Raw genomic sequence first — 18,712 nt, forward strand, 5'->3', positions numbered from 1 at the left:
GGGGGGGTTAGAGAAACCAGCGGTATTCCCGCGTGTTGATCTCCTGTTGAAACGCCAAGTGGTCCTGGCGTTTGTTCTCGCAGTACACGTCGACAAATTCTGCGCCCAGCTTATCGCGCAATACCGCTTGATGTTGCATGGCGCGCACGGCTTCGAGCATTTCCAGGGGGAAGTCGGTGCCGCTGTTGCGGTCATCATTCAGTGGGGCGATGGGTTCGCGCTGGGCTTCAAGCCCGTGCTCCAACCCCGCCAGAATCGCCGCCAACACCAGATAGGGGTTGGCATCGGCGCTGGCCAGGCGGTGTTCGATGCGCAGGTTGCGCGGGTCGGATTCCGGGATGCGCACGCACGCATCGCGGTCTTCAAAGCCCCAGCTCGCACGGGTGGCGGCGTTGACCGTACCCCCCAGGCGGCGGAAGGCGTTGTGGTTCGGCGAGAAGATCGGCATGCAGTGCGGCAGCAGCTCCAGGCAACCGGCCACGGCATGGCGCAGGGGCTGCTGTTGATGGGCGGCGAGCAAGTTGTTGCCGGCGCCGTCGTACAGGCTGACATGCACATGCATGCCGCTGCCGGGGAATTGCAGGTAGGGCTTGGCCATGAAGCTGGCGCGGTAGCCGTGCTTGAGCGCAACGCCACGGGTGCTGCGGCAGAACAGGGCGGCCCAGTCGGCGGCGCGCAGGCCATCGTCCAAGTGGCCGAAGTTGATCTCGAACTGGCCGGGGCCGAGTTCGGCGGTGATCACCGTGATGTCGATGCCTTGGTCCTTGGCGGTTTGTGCCATATCGTCGAGCACCTCGCTGAAGCGCGACAGTCGCTCGATATGCAGGTTGGGCTGGTCGTCGGCGTCTTCACTCAACGGGTCGCGGGCGAATTGCGGCAGGCCGTTGTCGAGCTTCTTGTCGAACAGGTAAAACTCCAGTTCGAAGGCCACCACCGGATGAATGCCCTTGTGGTGCAGGCGTTCCAGGACTTTGGCCAATACTTCTCGCGGTTCGAATTCGATAGGCGCTTCGGTGCCGTCCGAGGTGATCAGCATCTGGCCCAGTGGCTGCGATTCCCAGCTCACCGGCATGAGTGTGCCGGGCACCAGGCGGCGGTTGGCATCGGGGTCGCCGTCGTTGAAACAGTAATCGCCGATCTTGAACAGCCCGCCCTGAACCCCCAGCAGCACGGCGTTCTGCGGCAGCTTCAACGGGCCGCCGGCGGCGACTTTTTCCAGCATCTCCACTGGGTAGCGCTTGCCGTAGAAATGCCCGGGGATGTCCAGGGCGATCAGGTCAACGTAACGCACGTCGGGGTGGTTCTGGCGAAAGCTCCGTACTTCGGCCAGCAGCGTGGAGGAATGGCTTTTCACGGGTGTAGCTCCTAGTTGTAAACCCACAGCACGCGGGCGGGCAGTTCGGTCAGGTTGGCGTAGCGGCAGCGGGCGAAACTGGCCAGGTGGAAGCTGTCGCCCTGGCGCAGGGTGACCGAATCGGCTTCCCCTTCCACCCACAGCGTCAGCTCGCCCTCCAGCACAAACCCGGCCTGTTCGGCGCGGTCGCTCATGGTCTGCTCACCGCTGTTGGCGCCGGGGGCCAGCAGGCTGTCGAGCATCGAAAACGCACCGTTCATGTTGGGGGAGACCAGGATGTCGGTGATGCCATTGGCGTAATACACCGTGCGCCGCTCGTTGGGGCGCGTCACCCAGTTGATGGCCTTGGGCTTGCTCAGGCTGTAGAAATAGGTGGTGGGTACGTCAAGGGCGTGACTGATGGCGGTCAGGTCCGCCACGGTCGGGCGTGACAGGCCACGCTCGACCTGAGACAGGAAACCCACCGAGCGCTCGATCTTTTGCGCCAATTGCGCGAGGGTGAGTTTCTTGTACTTGCGCAGGTCGTGGATCAGGATCGCGAGGGCTTCGAGTTCTTCTTGTTGGTTCATGAAATTTATTTCGTTAAATTTCATGAAAAACTACATGAATATTTTCACGATGGCAACGCCTGCTTTTTTTCAGGTTCCTGAGGTAAGGTAACCGGCTGCAATGGTCGCGTTACCTTCATGGAATGAGAGCAGGATGCTTGCCACCCTAAGACACTACCCCCGCACCGTGAACCTGTTGCTGTCGGCCACGTTGATGCTGACGCTGGCCAAGGCGATCACCTTTCCATACCTGGTTATCTACCTCACCCGTCACTTTGCCCTGGACATCACCCAAGTCGGCCTGGTGATCGGCAGTTCGCTGATCGTCGGCTCGTTGCTCAGCGTGTACGGCGGGTTTCTCGTCGATCGCATCAGCAGCTATCGGTTGCTGCTGGGCTTGAGTGCGCTGTTTATGGTGGGCTTTATCGGCACGGTGCTCGCGCAGAATATCTGGGCGTTCTATGGCTGCCTGATCCTGATCAACCTGGCTTACGCGGTCATCGATATTGCGATCAAAGCCGGCTTTGCCAGCCTCCTGCCGGAAGACGCGCGCAGTGAAGTGTTTTCGATCAAGTACACCCTGACCAATATCGGCTATGCGCTGGGGCCGTTCTTTGGCGCGATGGTGGCCAAGCTGGATATCAGCTTGCCGTTTATGCTCTCGGCGCTGTTGGGGGCGGGGTTTTTCCTGGTGTACTGGCGCTGGGGCGATCGTGCGCTGGCGACTGTCGATACCACGCAAAAGCCGGTGTCGTTCCTGGCCGTCGGCCGCGTGTTGTTAAAGGATCGGCGGCTGGTGTGCTTCACCGTTGGTGGCTTGCTTAGCGCGGTGGTGTTCGGCCAGTTCACGGCGTATCTGTCGCAATACCTGGTGACCACCACCACTGCTGAATACACCTACAAGGTCATCAGCGCCGTACTTACGACCAACGCCGTGTTGGTGATTGCCCTGCAATACGTGATTGGCCGCCGCATCTCGCACCGTTACTTGAGCCAGTGGCTGATCTTCGGCTTGAGCATGTTCATGCTGGGGTTGATCGGCTTTGCGCTGTCCACCAGCGTGCTGTGGTGGGTGCTGGCGATGGCGGTGTTCACCGTGGGGGAAATCGTCGTGTTCCCGGCCGAGTATATGTTTATCGACCGCATTGCCCCGGACCACCTGCGTGGCATGTATTACGGGGCGCAGAACCTGTCCAACCTCGGCGCCGCGCTGGGGCCGGTGCTGTGCGGGCTGGTGTTGGCCAGTCAGCCGGCTCCGTTCATGTTCTACATGCTGGGGGCGTTTATCATCGGCGGTGGGGTGTTCTATTTCATGGGTGCGAGGCTGAAGGCAAGTCATCCAGGGTGAGTTTGCCCAGGTGGTTGCTCTGCAGCTCGTAGCGTAATTCTTCGACCATCTTGTCCACTTCTTGCGGGGTCTGCAGCCGTTTGGTGCTGATCCCGGTCACTACCAAGTCGACGCGGCCGGTTTCGGCGTCGAAGACTTTGAGGGTCAGCGAGGCGTCGCGGCACAGGGTGAATTCGCAGGTCAGCGGCGACAGGCCTTCTTCGATGCAATTTCGCAGTTGAGACAGGGTAAACATGCTAATTCCTTCCGGGTGTCGAGTAGGACGACACAGCCTCTAAACCCTGTGTCCACCTCCGGAAGGTTAAGCATTACGCCCACGCGCAATAAGGCGAATTCGCACTAGCGGCACTAGTGCATTTGCACGTTCAACGTTTGTTTTTAAGGCGCAATTCACCGGCGAACAGCCCGCGTTCACGGGCCCAGACGATCGCCGCGCTACGGCTATGCACCCCCAGTTTTGAATACACCGTGGCCACATGGTTGCGCACCGTGTTGGGTGCCAGCTTCAGGCGCGAGGCGATCTCTTTGTCGGCCAGGCCTTCGCAAATCAAACCCAGTACATCGCGCTCGCGCGCGGTGAGGTCGGTGAAGGCAATGCCCGGCACGTTGGGGCGGTTGACGCTTTTGGCGTTGGCCAGTTTTTCGATCAGGGTCTGGCTGAACCAGGAGGCGTCCTGCATCACTTCCTCGATGGCCGCCACCAGCTCCAGTTCCGAGCGTTTGCGTTCGGTGATGTTCATCAATACCAGCAGGTAGCAGGGCACATCCTGGATGCTTACGGTATCGGCGGACACCACGCAGTCGATCACCTCATCGCCTTTCTTGCGCACCTTCAGATCCAGCCCGTCGAGGTTGCCGGCTTTTTCCAGGGTGGCGAACAACTGCGCGCAGGCCTGGGCGCTGTCGATGAAGTTGATGTCTTCGATGGCTTTGCCGATCAGCTCTTCGCTGGTGTAGCCGGTCATGTTCATGAAGGCTTCGTTGATATCCAGTACTTGCTGGTTGGCGGCGCTGCACACCAGGGTCGGCACGGGCGAAAGGCGGAACGACTTGGCGAAGCGCTCCTCACTCTGGCGCAGGGCGATTTCCGCCTTGCGCCGAGGCTCCAGGTCGGTGAAGGAAAACAACATGCAGTCTTCCTCGTTCATGTCCAACGGCTGGCCGGCCACGATCACCAACTTGCTGCCGCCCTCGGGCAATCTCAATTCGGCCTGCATCTGCGGGATGGTTGCACCTTCGGCCAGGCGCTGGATGGCCAAGTCCTTGCGCTCGGCGTGTTCCAGTACGTCGAGTTCGTACACCGAACGGCCGATCACCTGGTCGCGGTTGAAGCCGGTCATCTCCAGAAAGCCCTGGTTGACCTTGATGTAGCGCAGGTCGCTGAGGCGGCAGATCACGGCGGGGGCGGGGTTGGCGTTGAACGTCTTCTCGAAGCGCTGCTCGGCGCTCGCCCATTCGGTGGCGTCGCTGAGGATCAACACCAGCAACTCCGGTTCACCGCGTGAATCGGTCAGCACCAGGCTGCGTAGGCGATGGACCCAACTGCGCTCGCTGTCGCCGGTGGACGTGACTTCCACGACCACGTCGCTGAACGCTTCGCCGGCCGCCAAACGGCTGAGGGGGTAGCTGTCCAGCAACAGCGCGTGGTTATTGCGATAGCGCAAGGCGAACCGCTCGGCATACGCCTGATTGTTCGCGCCCAGGTGCTCGACCGCGCTGACCCCGTGCATGCTCAGCGCGGCTTCGTTGGCCCAGAGGATGGTCTGGTCGAGCTCGGCCAAGATCACTCCGTCGGACAACCCGGAGATGATTTGCTGCAATTGGCGGCGATTGGTTTCTTTGGCGAGGACGTCCTGGCTCATGGTTTCTCCGGGGAATGGGCGCATGGGAGTTACGACACCCGGGCTTTGGGATAGTGCAGAGCAATTGTGCCGTGCGACCTGGCACACGTTGGCGAGGCTGTTTTTCCACCGGCCGCATTGAAGGCGTAAGATGCCGGCCTTTTTAGCGTATCCCGCAAAGGTGCATCTTGAGCGCAGGCAAAGCCGTCGGATTGTTAATACTCACTTCTCTACTGGCGGCCTGCGGCACCTCGCCGCCACGCACGCCCAACGACCTCTGCGGCATCTTTCGCGAAAAGGCGGACTGGTACGACGCCGCCCAAGTCACCCAAAAGCGCTGGGGTGTGCCGATCCAGTTGCCGTTCGCCATCATGTACCAGGAGTCGGCCTTCCGGCAGGACGCCAAGGCCCCGCGCAACTACCTGTTGTGGATCATCCCCTGGGGCCGCGTCTCCACCGCCGCCGGCTACGCCCAGGCCAAGGATGAAGTGTGGAACGACTACCGCAAAAGCACCGGCCGCAGCGGGGCCAGTCGCCAGGACTTCGACGACGCCATCGACTTCGTCGGTTGGTACATGGACAAGACCTACACCCTCAACGGTGTGTACAAGTACGACGCCTACGGCCAATACCTGAATTACCACGAAGGCTGGGGCGGCTATCGCCAGCGCACCTACGCCGGCAAAGCCTGGCTACCGCCCGTGGCCAGCAAGGTGCAGGCCCGCTCGCAGTTGTATGCGCAGCAATATGCGGGTTGCAAGAATGACTTGGGGCGCGGGTTTTGGAGCCGGTTTTGGCATTGGTTGTGAGGCCAGTCGTGCTCAACGCGGTAATGCACGATGCTGCATGTAGCCCAGCATCTGATCGTACAGGTCAACCCGCCGATCCCTTTGCAGATCATTGAGGCTGTTCCAGATGGGCGCACTGCGCGCGCTGCTCAGGTCGATATCGGCGAACAGAATCTCCTGACGATTGGCCGACGCCACCTTGCCGATCGGCCACCCATTGGTCCCGGCAATCAACGAACACCCCAGGTAACGGGCATCGCGTTCTTCGCCGATTCGGCTGGCGGCGGCGATAAACACGTTATTGACGTGCGCAGCCGTCATCGTCAGGTAAGACGCCATGCACTTGCCGGCGTCGTCGAACAATGGGGGCGGCGTCCAAACCCAGTTGTTCAGGCTGCAAATGATATCGGCACCTTGCTGGCTCAGAATGCGCGGCACTTCGGGGAACCAGATGTCCCAGCAGATCAGCATGCCGATCCGCCCGATGGGTGTCTCAAAGACTGGAAAGCCGGTGTTTCCAGGGGTGAACCACAGCTTCTCGAGGTTCCATAAATGGGCCTTGCGGTACTTGCCGATAAAACCATCCGGGCCGAGCAGCACCGCCGTATTGAATAATTGCATGCCGTCGATTTCGCTCAGGCCCGCCACCAGATAGACCTGGTACCTGCGGGCAAAGTCGATCCATGCCCGCATACTCGACCCGCCCGGCACTGCTTCGGCGTGATCGAAGGCATCTTTGCGACAGGAAAAGAAGTAACCGCAGTTGGAAAGCTCCGGCAGCACGATCAGATTGGCGCCGCCGTTCGCCGCCTCGGCTGCCAGCTCCAGGCTGCCTCGCAGGTTTGCGGCACGGTGGTCCACGCCGACCTGGGGATCGAATTGCACGACAGAAACACGTACAGGGCTTGTGGTTTGGTTCATTGCGGGTGACCTCTTTGGGTGGATACCGCCGGAGTGGCTGGCGCTCCATAAGAGGTGATCTGACGGGCGAGAGAAAATCGGGCGCTTCCGGTTGAGGTGTCAGTGGGCTCTTGATAGTTCGCTGCCCCTATTCGTGGAGAGAGGTCAGGTCTTTCGGTCCCTGCGAAATTGGATCGACACGCACTGGCATTGGTTGTGAGAACGACACCCGGCAACTGGTACAGACCTGTGAACTCTGACAGTAGGCAAGATGCAGTGAGCTTCTTAAGCTGCTGCGTGTGCCCTCACGGATTGTTGAAGAAGGAAACTGGCAATGAAAAAGTCTGAATTTAGCGCTTACCTTGATAAAGAGATTAATACTGTCCAGGGCCGTATCTCACCCAAGGACAGCAAGTCCGATAAGGTCGATTCGGGCCGGGTGGAGTTTTTGACAGCGTTGAAGGATGTTGTCGATGGGAAGCCCCAGCCTAAAAATGTGGGCGTTGTCGGCGCCGTCAATGACGTGTTGCAGACACTAGGTCTGCTCTCTCGCGACAAAACCTTACTGTCCGGCCTTGAGCTTTGAGGCGGTGATTGCTTTTGTTGTGGTGAGGCAATCATCCCTCATCACAACGCGTGCCGCCGGTGCAGCGCGGCTGCATGCACTCCAGTGATCAATTCACCGCCCCCCCGATTATATTCACCGAGTGCGATCTCGAAATAGCGCCTGTGCGCGAGGTGCTGCCCAGCCGGCGGAAACGCCCCGCAGGTTAAAGAGAAATGTCATTGATCTGACGCTTCCTACACTTGCCAAACCCCGCTGATTCTGGGAAAACCCAGCCTTTGCGCAGTCAACGAGAGCCCCCCATGAGCGACGAACAACTCCAGATCACCGACATCCGCCCCGGCACCGGCAAGGCCGTGGTCAAGGGTGCGTTGATCACCACCCAATACACCGGCACCCTGGAAGACGGCACGGTGTTCGATTCGTCTTGGGAGCGGGGCAAGCCGTTTCAGTGTGTGATTGGAACGGGTCGGGTGATCAAGGGCTGGGATCTGGGGTTAATGGGCATGCAAGTTGGCGGCGTGCGCACATTGTTCGTGCCGGCGCACCTGGCGTATGGCGAGCGCTCGATGGGCGCGCATATCAAGCCCAACAGCCCTTTGCGCTTTGAAATTGAATTGCTGGAAGTGCTGACGCGCGATGATTGAGGGCGGCTGAACATGGACGTTGATTTGCACGCGTTACCTGGCTGTTCCATCGAGGGCGTCGCGGTGGTTGAGCTGCTGGACGCTGATGAAGCCGAGCTGCAGGATTTTTTTGAGCGGTCGCCGAGTTACTTCCTGGCGGTGAATGGCGAACCGGCCACGTCGACCGAAGCTCGGGACGAATTACAGGGCCAGTTGCCGGCCGGCTGGAGTTGCCGCCGGATGTATTGGCTGGGCTATCGCGACAGCGAACAGCAACTGGTGGCCGTGGTGAATATCGCGGCGGATATGCTCGCGAGCGGGGTGTGGCATATCGGCTTACTGCTGGTGGATACGCGCCTGCATGGCAGCGGGCTGGCGCAACGGTTGCACGCCGACCTCGAAGCATGGGCCGTCACGCAGGGTGCCGAGTGGCTGCGCCTGACGGTGGTGGTCGGTAATCGCAAGGCCGAGCGCTTCTGGCCGAAACTGGGGTATGTGCCGGTGCGTATTCGCGAGGGGATCAGGATGGGGCGACAGCTGAATACGGTGTCGATTCAGGTCAAGGCGCTGGTGGGTGGGCAGGTGGATGATTACCTGATACGGGTGCCGCGAGATCGACCTGTTGCACCTTAGCTGCGGATAGACACATTCAACCTGTGGGAGGGGCGGTGCGACGACTCGACTTGCTCCCGATGGCGGTGGGGCAGTTAGCTTATCTCTAGCTGCACCATCGCCATCGGGAGCAAGCTCCCTCCCACATTTAAGCGTCGGAGGGCTTCAAGATAGGGGTTCCTGAACCCATCCTGAAGAATTCTCCTATTCATGATGTAGGTACTTTCCTGCGGTTTACTCTCCTGTAGTCGGGGCGTAAGCTTCGCGCGTTTTCATCAATAGCGGAGACCCTCAGTGGGTACTTGTTCAAGTGACAGTTGTCGGCCGGTTTCGGTAACCGGCACAGACTTGGCAAGGTAACGCGCATTGTTCCGATGCCGTTGTCTCGCCAAACAGCGAGAAGCGGCATCCCGGCGGCGACCAGTTCTGGCGCCTGTCTTGATCCCCTCTCATCGACGCTGACCAGCACCTGACTCACCTCAGGCTGCTACGGACGCGCCTGCCTTTTTGCGGCAGGCGGGCCCGGCTGGCTGTGCCTTCTTAATCGGGCGCGGTTTAGCTGGCCGTACCTGCACGACGGTTTCCTCGCGCAGGAGTAACACCATGAACTTCACTCTGTTGAAAGAGTTCTTCGCCGGCTTCCTACGGACCCGGCATATCGCCCGGCATTTCCGTCGCCTGGCACTGCTCGACAGCGTCACCGACGCCAGCGTCAGCCGCGAAGTCCCGCCGACTCTGGCACAGACCCTGGTGGTCGCCGCCAACAGTAGCGCGGAGCAACTGCTGGGCACCCTGGGCAGTCATGCCGAAGGCTTGAACGCCCAGGAAGCCGACGCGCTGCGGGAGCAATACGGCCTCAACGAAGTCGAGCATGAGCAGCCGCTGCCCTGGTGGGTGCATGTGTGGCACTGCTACAAAAACCCCTTCAACCTGCTGCTGACCTTGCTGGCGGTAATCTCCTGGCTGACCGAAGACATGAAGGCCGCCACGGTGATTTTTTCCATGGTGGTGCTGTCGACCCTGCTGCGGTTCTGGCAGGAGGCCAAGTCGAACAAGGCTGCCGATGCGCTCAAGGCCATGGTAAGCAACACCGCGACGGTGTTGCGTCGCGAGGTAGGCAAACCCATCGAACTGCCGATCAAGCAACTGGTGCCGGGCGACCTGGTCGTGCTGTCGGCCGGCGACATGATCCCCGCCGACTGCCGCGTGCTCAACGCCAAGGACCTGTTCGTCAGCCAGGCGGCAATGACCGGCGAATCGATGCCGGTGGAGAAGTTCGCCCAGCAGCAGGACGCCAAGACGCGCAACCCGCTGGACCTGGAAAACATCCTGTTCATGGGCACCAACGTGGTGTCCGGCGCGGCGACGGCGGTGATCCTGACCACCGGCAACAGCACCTATTTCGGCGCGTTGGCCCAGCGTGTCACCGCCACTGACCGTGCAACCACCTCGTTCCAGCAGGGCGTCAACAAAGTCAGCTGGCTGCTGATCCGCTTCATGTTCGTGATGGCACCGCTGGTGCTGTTCATCAACGGTTTCACCAAGGGCGACTGGACCGAAGCGCTGCTGTTCGCGCTGTCGATTGCCGTGGGCCTGACCCCGGAAATGTTGCCGATGATCGTCACCTCGACGTTGGCCAAGGGCGCGGTGTTTCTGTCGCGCAAGAAGGTCATCGTCAAGCGCCTGGACGCGATCCAGAACTTCGGTGCCATGGACGTGCTGTGTACGGACAAGACCGGCACGCTGACCCAGGACAAGATTTTCCTGGCGCGCCATGTGGACGTGTGGGGCGAAGAATCCGACGACGTGCTGGAAATGGCCTACCTCAACAGTTACTACCAGACCGGCCTGAAAAACCTGCTGGACGTGGCGGTGCTGGAGCATGTGGAGGTGCATCGCGAGCTGAAAGTCGCCACCGCGTTCCAGAAGGTCGATGAGATTCCGTTCGACTTCAACCGTCGCCGGATGTCGGTGGTGGTGGCCGAGCAAGGCCAGCCGCACCTGTTGATCTGTAAAGGCGCGGTGGAGGAGATTTTGTCGGTGTGCGGCCGGGTGCGCCACGGCGACACCAATGAAGCGCTGACCGATGAGTTGCTGGCGCGCATCCGCCAAGTGACCGCGGCCTTCAACGAAGAAGGCTTGCGGGTGGTCGCGGTCGCCGCGCAGCCGATGTCCGACGGGCGCGATACCTACAGCCTGGCAGATGAAAACAACCTGACGCTGATCGGTTACGTCGCCTTCCTCGATCCACCGAAGGAAAGCACCGCGCCTGCCCTCAAGGCTCTGAAAGCCCACGGCGTGACCGTCAAAGTGCTGACGGGCGATAACGAACTGGTCACCGCCAAGATCTGCCGCGAAGTGGGCCTGGAGCAGCAAGGTCTGCTGATGGGCAACGACATCGAGGACATGACCGACGCCGAGTTGGCCAAGGCCGTGGAAACCACCAACGTGTTCGCCAGGCTGACGCCGTCGCACAAGGAGCGCATCGTGCGCTTGCTCAAGGCCAACGGCCATGTGGTGGGCTTCATGGGCGACGGGATCAACGACGCACCCGCGCTGCGCACTGCCGATATCGGTATTTCAGTGGACAGTGCGGTGGACATCGCCAAGGAAGCGGCTGACATCATCCTGTTGGAAAAGAGCCTGATGATCCTGGAGGAGGGCGTGCTCGAAGGCCGGCGCACCTTCGCCAACATGCTCAAGTACATCAAGATGACCGCCAGCTCCAACTTCGGCAACGTGTTTTCGGTGTTGGTCGCCAGTGCGTTCATTCCGTTCCTGCCGATGCTGCCCATGCACCTGCTGGTGCAAAACCTGTTGTACGACATTTCGCAGATCGCGATTCCATTCGATCACGTCGATGAAGAAATGCTCGCCAAGCCGCAACGCTGGCAACCGGGGGACGTGGGCCGTTTCATGCTGTTTTTCGGGCCGATCAGTTCGATCTTCGACATCACCACGTTCGCACTCATGTGGTATGTGTTCGATGCCAACACGCCGGACCACCAGACCCTGTTCCAGTCGGGCTGGTTCGTGGTGGGGCTGCTGACCCAGACGCTGATCGTGCACATGATCCGCACCCCGAAAATCCCATTCCTGCAAAGCCGTGCGGCGATGCCGTTGATGGTGATGACGGGGGTGATCATGGCCGTGGGGATTTTCCTGCCGATGGGGCCGCTGGCGCACTACTTCAAACTGCAGGCGCTGCCGTCGCTGTACTTTGTGTTCCTGCCGGTGATTCTGTTGGCGTACATGGCGTTGACCCAGGCGGTGAAGGGTTACTACATCCGCAAGTTTGGCTGGCAATAACACGCGCTATCAAACGCTCCTGGACCCGGTTCCCTGCGGGTCCAGGGGTGGTTTCAATTTGCCGCAGCATTCATGGAGTTTTTTATGCAGGCAATCAACAACATCAACCTCAACTCCCTGATCGATACCGTGGTCAGCCTTACCGCGGCGTTTATCCTCGGTGGCTTGATCGGCTTCGAGCGCCAGTACCGCCAGCGCACGGCGGGCTTGCGCACCAACGTGCTGGTCGCAGTGGGCGCGGCGATTTTCGTCGACATGGCCAACCGCCTGGGCGGCGCGGAAGGCGCGGTGCGGGTGGTCGCGTATGTGGTGTCGGGCATCGGCTTTCTGGGGGCCGGTGTGATCATGCGCGAAGAGGGCAATGTGCGCGGGCTCAACACCGCCGCCACCCTCTGGGCCTCGGCGGCGGTGGGCGCCTGTGCCGGTGCCGACCTGATCCTCGAAGCGCTGCTGGGCACGCTGTTTGTGCTGGCGGCGAACACGTTGCTGCGGCCGATCGTCAATAACATCAACCGCCAGCCGCTGGATGTGGTGTCGGCGGAGGTGACCAACATCCTCTATGTGATTGCACAGCGCAGCCAGCAACAGGCGGTCATGGTGTTGCTGGAAGCCGAGCTGGCGCGTAGCAACTACCCGGCCAGTGATGTCGATGTGCGATCGTTTGGCAGTGAAGAAGTGGAGATCGAAGCCACCCTGGTCGCCACCTCGGTGGACGGTGACGAGCTGGACGCCCTGGTGGCGCGTATTTCCACCTCGAGTCTGGTGGTGCAGGCTTTCTGGAGCCCAAGTACCACCGATTGATCGACCCTAGCCAAGCCTGGACCTGCCAAGGGTTGGCTATGCTCTTGTGAGGAAAGGTCCTACACGCAGCCAGGATTATCCCTTCGTATGAAACGTCACTCCATTGCTAAGGTTGATCGCTGCGGCTTTCCAGCAGCAATGATATGGCTTCAAGTGTTCGTGGTGGTTTTCAAAGGAAGGGACCAGGCACCCGCCTTCTGGCGAGCTGAGGGGCAGTACCGTTTGTCGGAACTGTCAATTCTCACAGGTGGCTGGGTTCCGTGTGATGTGTCAGCGTACTTTGTCCTGTCAGGGGTTTTTATGAGCAAAGCGTTAATAGTGGATGACCACCCGTTTATCCGTGCCACTGTCAAATTTCTGTTGAAACAGGAAGGTTTTACTGAAATCGATGAAGCCGGTAATGGTGCGGATGCCGTGCAGAAGGCCAGGGAAGGGCGCCCGGACCTGGTGATTCTCGACCTGGCGATGCCCAAGTTGGGTGGCCTGGAGGTCATCAGTCGGATCAAGGCCTTGGGTCTTCCATGCAAGATCCTGGTGCTTACATCCTATTTGGCGGTGTTTTTTTCTACCCGTTGCATGCGGGCGGGCGCCATGGGGTTTGTCGCCAAGACCGGTGAGCTGGACGAACTGCAAAAAGCAATCAAGGCCGTGATGTCCAACTACAGCTGCTTTCCCAGCCTGCCCACCAGTTCGGTGCGCCGCGATGATTTGCAAACGACTGAGTGCGAGTTGGTGGAAGCCCTCTCGGATCGCGAGTTGACGGTGCTGCAGAAGCTGGCCCTGGGCCTGAGCAACAAGGAAATCGCCGAGGACATGTTGCTGAGCCACAAGACCATCAGCACCTACAAGACTCGGCTCAAGGAGAAGTTACGCATGTCGTCGGTGGTGCACTTATCCAAGTTTGCCCAGCGCAATCATCTGATCTGAAATGACCGCCACTGCGTTTAAGCGGTTCGCCGCGATCTTGTTGATGGGCCTGTTGCCCATGATCGCAGTGGCCGTCGATGAGTCACACGCACTGCGCTTGTTGGGGCACTCTCAGCTCGAAAACGCCAGCCTGATGCTGGATGAAACCGACTGGCGCTGGCTACGTGAGCGGCGCACGTTGGTGATGGGGGTGTCGGCGCCGGATTATGCGCCATTCGACCTGAGCAACAACAACGACGAGCTTGAAGGCATTACCGCCGATTATGCGGCGCTGGTGGCGCAGGCGTTGAATGTCACCGTCGAAGTGCGGCGCTACCAAACCCGCGATGAAGTGATTGAAGCGCTCAAGCAAGGCGCGGTGGATTTCGTTGGCTCGGCCAACGGCTATGAAGCCGCGGACCCGCAGTTGGTGCTGTCGCGTTCATACGCCAACGATCAACCCACCCTGGTCACCCGTATCGGCGACACCCAGGCCCTGAGCGCAGACTTGGCCGGTAAGCGTGTGGCCATGCTGTATCACTACATGCAGCCCGATGCCGTGCAGCAGTTCTACCCCCACGCGCAGTTGCAGCTATTTGCCTCGACCTTCGAAGCCATCGGTGCGGTGGCGTTCGGTCGGGCCGATGTCTACCTGGGGGATGCCATCAGCACCCGGTACCTGATCAACAAGAACCACCTCAATAATGTGCGCGTGGCAGATTTTTCCGGCCTGGAGGTCAACCCTTTCGGGTTCGCGTTCACCAAGGATAATGTTCGCCTGCGCAACATCGTCAACACCGCGTTGGCCACCGTGCCGGTCAACCAGCAGATGGATATTCTGCGCCGCTGGAGTGCTGGCGGCAGCGGTTACATGGAAGCGGAACGGCTGCGCCTGAGTGACAGTGAGCAGCGCTGGCTGGAGAAACACCCGCGTGTGAAAGTGGCGGTGCTCGACAAGTTCGTGCCGTTGTCGTTTTTCAATGAGCGAGGGCAATTCGAAGGGTTGAGCTCCGAGGTGCTGTCGCGGATCAGCTTGCGCACGGGCCTGAAGTTCGATGTGGTGAAGGGCAGTTCGCTGCCTCGACAAATTGACGAGGTCAACGCTGGCCAGGCGGACATGTTGGCGGTGATTACCCCCAGCGTCGAGCGAACCGAGAAGCTGCGCTTCACCCGGCCTTACCTGTCCAACCCGTATGTGTTGGTGGTTCGCGCCGAAGACGAGCGGCTGGTGACCCTGGAAGACTTGCCCGGAAAACGCCTGGCGTTCATTCGCAGCAACAGCCTGGGTGAGCAAATCGCGCGGGATTATCCCAGCATCGAGTTTGTCGACAGCGCGAACCCTGAGGCGGCCATGGAACTGGTGGCCAATGGTGGGGCCGATGCGACCGTGATTTCGCTCATCAGTGCGCGCTATATGATCGCGCGTCACTACCGTGACCGCTTGCGTATGACCAGCACCGTCGGCACGGAGCCGGCGCGGATCACGTTTGGCGTCAACCGTAGCCAGTTGGAGTTGTATTCGATCCTCGACAAGGCGTTGTTGAGTATCACGCCTGAAGAGCTGGATGAGCTGACCAATCACTGGCGCAGCGAGATCATCATTGAAGACAGCTACTGGCTGCGCCATCGCAACGCAATCATCCAGGGCTTCAGTCTCGCTGCGGTGCTGTTGTTGATTACCCTGTGCTGGGCCTTTTACCTGCGCAGCCTGATTCGCAAGCGCGCCCAGGCCGAGCGCGCGTTGAGCGATCAGATGCGCTTTATGAGCGTGTTGATCGACGGCACGCCTCACCCGATTTACGTGCGCGATCGCCAGGGGCGGTTGATGGCCTGCAACAATGCCTACCTCGACGTATTCGGTTTCAAGCTCGAAGACGTGATCGGCAAGACCGTGGTGGAAACCGACACTGGTAACCCGCCGCAAGCCCAGTCGTACCATGACGACTACCTGAAGTTGATGGCGCGGGGCGAGCCGCAGATTCATGACCGGATCCTCAGGGTGCCGGGCGGCGAAGTCCTCACGATTTACCATTGGATGCTGCCGTACCGCGACGGCGACGAGAAGGTCGTGGGCATGATTGCCGGCTGGGTGGATGTGAGTGAGCGCCACCGCTTGCTGGGCCAGTTGCAGGAAGCCAAGGACGATGCCGACGCCGCCAACCGCGCCAAGACGACGTTCCTGGCCACTATGAGCCACGAGATCCGGACACCGATGAACGCGGTGATCGGCATGATCGAGTTGGCGCTCAAAAGCGCCGAGCAAGGTCGGGCGGATCGCGATGCGCTGGAGGTGGCGTCGGTGGCATCGCGGGGCATGCTGGAATTGATCGGCGATATTCTGGATATCGCACGGATCGAATCCGGGCATCTGTCCCTGGCCCAGGAGCCGGCCAACCTGCATGAGTTGCTGGCTTCGGTGGTGCGGGTATTTGAAGGACTCGCGCGAGCCAAGGGGTTGGCGCTGCGCGTGACACTCGATCCGGCGCTTGATCGCCCGGTGCTGATCGATCCGCTGCGCTTCAAGCAGGTGGTCTCGAACCTGCTCAGCAATGCCATCAAGTTCACCAGCAAAGGCCAGGTGCAACTGGGCGCCCAGGGGGACGTTTCGGAGGATCGACTGCTGCTCAGGTTGTGGGTGCAAGACACGGGTATGGGAATCAGTGCTCAGGATCAGCAGCGGCTGTTCAACCCGTTTATCCAGGGCAGCAACGCTGAACAGTCGGCACGCAGCGGTTCAGGACTGGGGCTGGTGATCAGCCGCAGTTTATGCGAGATGATGGGTGGTCAGTTGCACCTGAGCAGTGTGCTGGGGCAGGGCACCCGAGTGGACGTGAGCGTGGCGCTGACCCTGGCGGCCGCGATGCCGGCGCCGGCTTCGGCGCCTGTCCCGCACGGCCCGCCGACGCGCGCGTTGAGTATCCTGGTAGTGGATGACTACCTGGCCAACCGTTTGCTGCTGGCCCGGCAATTGAGCTTCCTGGGGCATCGCATCACCACGGCGGAGGACGGTGTTCAGGGGCTGGCGTTGTGGCAGGCCGGGCACTTCGATGGGGTGATAACCGACTGCAATATGCCCCTGAAGGACGGTTACACATTGGCCCGGGATATTCGTACACAAGAGCGCGAGCGAGGCCTGGTGCCGTGTCTGCTGCTAGGGTTTACCGCCAATGCCCAACCCGAAGAAGCCGAGCGCTGCCGCCAGGCAGGCATGGACGGGTGCCTGTTCAAGCCCACCGGGCTCGAAGATTTGCGATCGGCCCTGGTCCCGCGCATGGCAAGCCCATGCGAGCCGCAAGCCGAACCGGCGTTTGATCTGGGGACGCTGATCATCCTGACAGGGGACGATCGCGCCGCGCTCAACGAATTGTTGATGCCGCTGCTCGACAGTCTGGAAGCCGATCACAGGCTATTGCCGTCGTTGCGACGCCAGGCCGACTTCGCCAAGTTGCATGATCTGGCACACCGCGCCAAAGGCGGTGCGCGGATGGTCAAGGCGCACGTGCTGATCACCTGTTGCGAAACCTTGGAGGCCGTGTGTGAACGGCACGACCTCCAGGCGCTGGGTGGGGCGGTTGAGGGCGTCGACCAGGCGATCAATGATTTGCATCACAGCCTGAGCGTTTATTGCAATCAGCCTTGACGCAGGGAGATGTCATTCGGTGAATTTGGGACAACTCCTACACGAAGGGGGAACATGCCTGATTTTGTCTGCGGGATATGTCTGGAAAATGGGCCGCTCTCACTCAACGAGCACTGCCTGCCAGGGGTTTGCCATGCCGAACAAAGCACTGACCATCCTGATTGCCGATGAACAGCACCTGCAACGGCTGTATATCGAAAAAATGCTCAACCGTTTGGGGTATCACCGGATTGTGCCGGTGCAAACTTTTGAGGAGGTTCAGATCCTCACGGCGATTCCGGCTGAACCCTTTGACGTGCTGATCGTCAATGCAGGGTTGGTGGCCCATACCGGTGGGCCGCAGGCCCAGGTGCGCCACGTGCTGGTCTATGATCACCTGGACTTGGACGTACCCGTAGGCTCGACACCGCAGGTACTGGTCCGTTTGCCCGGGGTACCGGATAACGTCAATCTTGAACACTTCATGGACATCATCGACCCACCCGAGGCCACTACTGGCCTGCGGGTATTGCCATGGCTGCGGGAGTTATCGCGCATGCCGGTGGCTGGGGTTTAGTCCCACTTCGGCGCGATACCTTGGGGGCTGGTCAGGCGCTGGCCCCGTTCCAGCCCGGCAATTTGCGCCATGTCGGCAGCGCTCAAGGTCAGATGCAGGGCCTTGAGGTTGCTTTCCAGGTTGGCGCGTCGGGTGGACGATGGGATTACCGCGTAGCCCAATTGCATGGCCCAGGCGAGAGCCACTTGCGCCGGGGTGGCTTGATGGCGTTCGGCGATCTGTTGAATTACCGGGTCTTTCAGCACCTCGCCGTAGGCCAGGGTCATGTACGAGGTGATCTGGATGCCATGGTCGGTGACGAAATCCACCACCTTCTGGTTTTGCAGGTAGGGGTGCAGCTCGATCTGGTTGGTGGCGATGTTGTCCGCGCCTACCGCAGCAATCGCCTGCTGCATCAGATCGACAGTGAAGTTGGAAACGCCGATCTGACGGGTCAGGCCCAGGCGCTTGGCTTCCAACAACTGGTCCATGAATACGGCGACGGGCACCTGGTCTTCCGGCGATGGCCAGTGGATCAGAGTCAGGTCCAGGTAGTCGGTCCTGAGCTTGCGCAGGCTTTCCCTGAGGCTTGGTATCAGTTGGCCTTCGGCGAAATTGGCGATCCAGATCTTGCTGGTGATAAACAGCTCGTCACGCGGCACACCGCTGGCGGCGATCGCTTGGCCGACGTCGGCTTCATTGTCGTAGATCTGTGCGGTGTCGATGACGCGGTAGCCCAGTTCCAGGCCGTTGCTCACGGAGTCGATCACCACCTGGCCTTGCAGGCGGAAGGTGCCGAGGCCGAAGGCCGGGACGTTGTGCGTGGGGATAGACATCAGTAACTCCTGAGGGGGGTGAACAATAGCGTCGAGTATCCGCCCGTCGTTCCTTCGGAAAAACCGTCCAATCCGAAAAGGACTCTTTACCGCAAGTCACGAA

Annotated in this window: 16 protein-coding genes; 10 read left to right on the forward strand and 6 right to left on the reverse strand. The window is 60.3% G+C overall.

Going from position 1 to position 18,712, the window contains the following annotated elements:
• Nucleotides 1-7 precede the first annotated feature (7 nt).
• A complete protein-coding gene (locus U5A08_RS10465; protein ID WP_253394673.1) occupies nt 8-1,354 on the reverse strand; it encodes a glutamine synthetase family protein in 1,347 nt (448 codons plus the stop codon).
• A gap of 11 nt (nt 1,355-1,365) precedes the next feature.
• Entirely contained in the window at nt 1,366-1,923 is a 558-nt protein-coding gene (locus tag U5A08_RS10470) for a helix-turn-helix domain-containing protein (RefSeq protein ID WP_321851440.1), read from the reverse strand.
• 133 nt (nt 1,924-2,056) lie between these two features.
• Here U5A08_RS10470 and U5A08_RS10475 point away from each other — a divergent pair, with 133 nt between their 5' ends.
• Complete coding sequence (locus U5A08_RS10475; RefSeq protein WP_253394678.1) at nt 2,057-3,250, forward strand: MFS transporter; 1,194 nt, start codon at nt 2,057-2,059, stop codon at nt 3,248-3,250.
• Here U5A08_RS10475 and U5A08_RS10480 read toward each other — a convergent pair.
• Both U5A08_RS10480 and U5A08_RS10485 read right to left on the reverse strand, forming a co-directional pair.
• A complete protein-coding gene (locus U5A08_RS10480) occupies nt 3,213-3,485 on the reverse strand; it encodes a DUF1652 domain-containing protein (protein ID WP_253394679.1) in 273 nt (90 codons plus the stop codon). The two genes, U5A08_RS10475 and U5A08_RS10480, sit on opposite strands and share 38 nt — an antisense overlap.
• Nucleotides 3,486-3,615: 130 nt before the next feature.
• Nucleotides 3,616-5,112 carry a PAS domain S-box protein gene (locus U5A08_RS10485; RefSeq protein WP_321851442.1) on the reverse strand — a complete coding sequence of 499 codons (1,497 nt, stop codon included), beginning with the start codon at nt 5,110-5,112 and terminating at the stop codon, nt 3,616-3,618.
• 167 nt (nt 5,113-5,279) lie between these two features.
• Here U5A08_RS10485 and U5A08_RS10490 point away from each other — a divergent pair, with 167 nt between their 5' ends.
• Nucleotides 5,280-5,900: a transglycosylase SLT domain-containing protein gene (locus U5A08_RS10490; protein ID WP_247398239.1), complete on the forward strand. Its 621-nt coding sequence runs from the start codon at nt 5,280-5,282 to the stop codon at nt 5,898-5,900.
• A 12-nt stretch (nt 5,901-5,912) separates the two neighbouring features.
• Here the strand turns inward: U5A08_RS10490 and U5A08_RS10495 are convergent, their stop codons facing one another.
• On the reverse strand, nt 5,913-6,800 hold the full coding sequence (locus tag U5A08_RS10495) for a nitrilase family protein (protein ID WP_253394683.1): 888 nt from the start codon (nt 6,798-6,800) through the stop codon (nt 5,913-5,915).
• Nucleotides 6,801-7,113: 313 nt separating this feature from the next.
• On the opposite strand from U5A08_RS10495, the gene U5A08_RS10500 reads away from it, so the two are divergent.
• From U5A08_RS10500 to U5A08_RS10535, 8 genes are all read left to right on the forward strand, one after another.
• Entirely contained in the window at nt 7,114-7,365 is a 252-nt protein-coding gene (locus U5A08_RS10500) for a hypothetical protein (RefSeq protein WP_253394684.1), read from the forward strand.
• A gap of 281 nt (nt 7,366-7,646) precedes the next feature.
• Nucleotides 7,647-7,991 (forward strand): FKBP-type peptidyl-prolyl cis-trans isomerase, encoded by a 345-nt coding sequence (locus U5A08_RS10505; RefSeq protein ID WP_247398250.1) that lies wholly within the window; start codon nt 7,647-7,649, stop codon nt 7,989-7,991.
• Nucleotides 7,992-8,003: 12 nt separating this feature from the next.
• The gene (locus tag U5A08_RS10510; RefSeq protein ID WP_253394685.1) at nt 8,004-8,603 is read left to right on the forward strand and encodes a GNAT family N-acetyltransferase; all 600 of its coding nucleotides are present in this window, start codon (nt 8,004-8,006) and stop codon (nt 8,601-8,603) included.
• Nucleotides 8,604-9,185: 582 nt separating this feature from the next.
• Nucleotides 9,186-11,891 (forward strand): magnesium-translocating P-type ATPase, encoded by a 2,706-nt coding sequence (mgtA, locus tag U5A08_RS10515; RefSeq protein ID WP_253394686.1) that lies wholly within the window; start codon nt 9,186-9,188, stop codon nt 11,889-11,891.
• Nucleotides 11,892-11,975: 84 nt separating this feature from the next.
• Nucleotides 11,976-12,692 (forward strand): MgtC/SapB family protein, encoded by a 717-nt coding sequence (locus U5A08_RS10520; RefSeq protein ID WP_253394687.1) that lies wholly within the window; start codon nt 11,976-11,978, stop codon nt 12,690-12,692.
• A 300-nt stretch (nt 12,693-12,992) separates the two neighbouring features.
• Nucleotides 12,993-13,619 (forward strand): response regulator transcription factor, encoded by a 627-nt coding sequence (locus U5A08_RS10525; protein WP_253394688.1) that lies wholly within the window; start codon nt 12,993-12,995, stop codon nt 13,617-13,619.
• 1 nt (nt 13,620) lies between these two features.
• Nucleotides 13,621-17,238 carry a transporter substrate-binding domain-containing protein gene (locus tag U5A08_RS10530; RefSeq protein ID WP_253394689.1) on the forward strand — a complete coding sequence of 1,206 codons (3,618 nt, stop codon included), beginning with the start codon at nt 13,621-13,623 and terminating at the stop codon, nt 17,236-17,238.
• Between the two features lie 133 nt (nt 17,239-17,371).
• On the forward strand, nt 17,372-17,794 hold the full coding sequence (locus U5A08_RS10535) for an ANTAR domain-containing protein (RefSeq protein ID WP_253394690.1): 423 nt from the start codon (nt 17,372-17,374) through the stop codon (nt 17,792-17,794).
• Here U5A08_RS10535 and dkgB read toward each other — a convergent pair.
• Nucleotides 17,791-18,609 (reverse strand): 2,5-didehydrogluconate reductase DkgB, encoded by an 819-nt coding sequence (gene dkgB / locus U5A08_RS10540; RefSeq protein ID WP_253394691.1) that lies wholly within the window; start codon nt 18,607-18,609, stop codon nt 17,791-17,793. The genes U5A08_RS10535 and dkgB overlap by 4 nt on opposite strands.
• Between the last annotated feature and the right edge of the window lie 103 nt (nt 18,610-18,712).

Source organism: Pseudomonas paraveronii (genome assembly GCF_963681955.1).
GTDB classification, from domain to species: Bacteria; Pseudomonadota; Gammaproteobacteria; order Pseudomonadales; family Pseudomonadaceae; genus Aquipseudomonas; species Aquipseudomonas paraveronii.

Coding starts and splice junctions, on each gene's coding strand:
- U5A08_RS10470 (WP_321851440.1), bottom strand. CDS start 1,923: ATGAACCAACAAGAAGAACTCGAAGCCCTCGCGATCCTGATCCACGAC.
- dkgB (WP_253394691.1), bottom strand. CDS start 18,609: ATGTCTATCCCCACGCACAACGTCCCGGCCTTCGGCCTCGGCACCTTC.
- mgtA (WP_253394686.1), top strand. CDS start 9,186: ATGAACTTCACTCTGTTGAAAGAGTTCTTCGCCGGCTTCCTACGGACC.
- U5A08_RS10500 (WP_253394684.1), top strand. CDS start 7,114: ATGAAAAAGTCTGAATTTAGCGCTTACCTTGATAAAGAGATTAATACT.
- U5A08_RS10475 (WP_253394678.1), top strand. CDS start 2,057: ATGCTTGCCACCCTAAGACACTACCCCCGCACCGTGAACCTGTTGCTG.
- U5A08_RS10510 (WP_253394685.1), top strand. CDS start 8,004: ATGGACGTTGATTTGCACGCGTTACCTGGCTGTTCCATCGAGGGCGTC.
- U5A08_RS10495 (WP_253394683.1), bottom strand. CDS start 6,800: ATGAACCAAACCACAAGCCCTGTACGTGTTTCTGTCGTGCAATTCGAT.
- U5A08_RS10520 (WP_253394687.1), top strand. CDS start 11,976: ATGCAGGCAATCAACAACATCAACCTCAACTCCCTGATCGATACCGTG.
- U5A08_RS10485 (WP_321851442.1), bottom strand. CDS start 5,112: ATGAGCCAGGACGTCCTCGCCAAAGAAACCAATCGCCGCCAATTGCAG.
- U5A08_RS10530 (WP_253394689.1), top strand. CDS start 13,621: ATGACCGCCACTGCGTTTAAGCGGTTCGCCGCGATCTTGTTGATGGGC.
- U5A08_RS10480 (WP_253394679.1), bottom strand. CDS start 3,485: ATGTTTACCCTGTCTCAACTGCGAAATTGCATCGAAGAAGGCCTGTCG.
- U5A08_RS10505 (WP_247398250.1), top strand. CDS start 7,647: ATGAGCGACGAACAACTCCAGATCACCGACATCCGCCCCGGCACCGGC.
- U5A08_RS10525 (WP_253394688.1), top strand. CDS start 12,993: ATGAGCAAAGCGTTAATAGTGGATGACCACCCGTTTATCCGTGCCACT.
- U5A08_RS10535 (WP_253394690.1), top strand. CDS start 17,372: ATGCCGAACAAAGCACTGACCATCCTGATTGCCGATGAACAGCACCTG.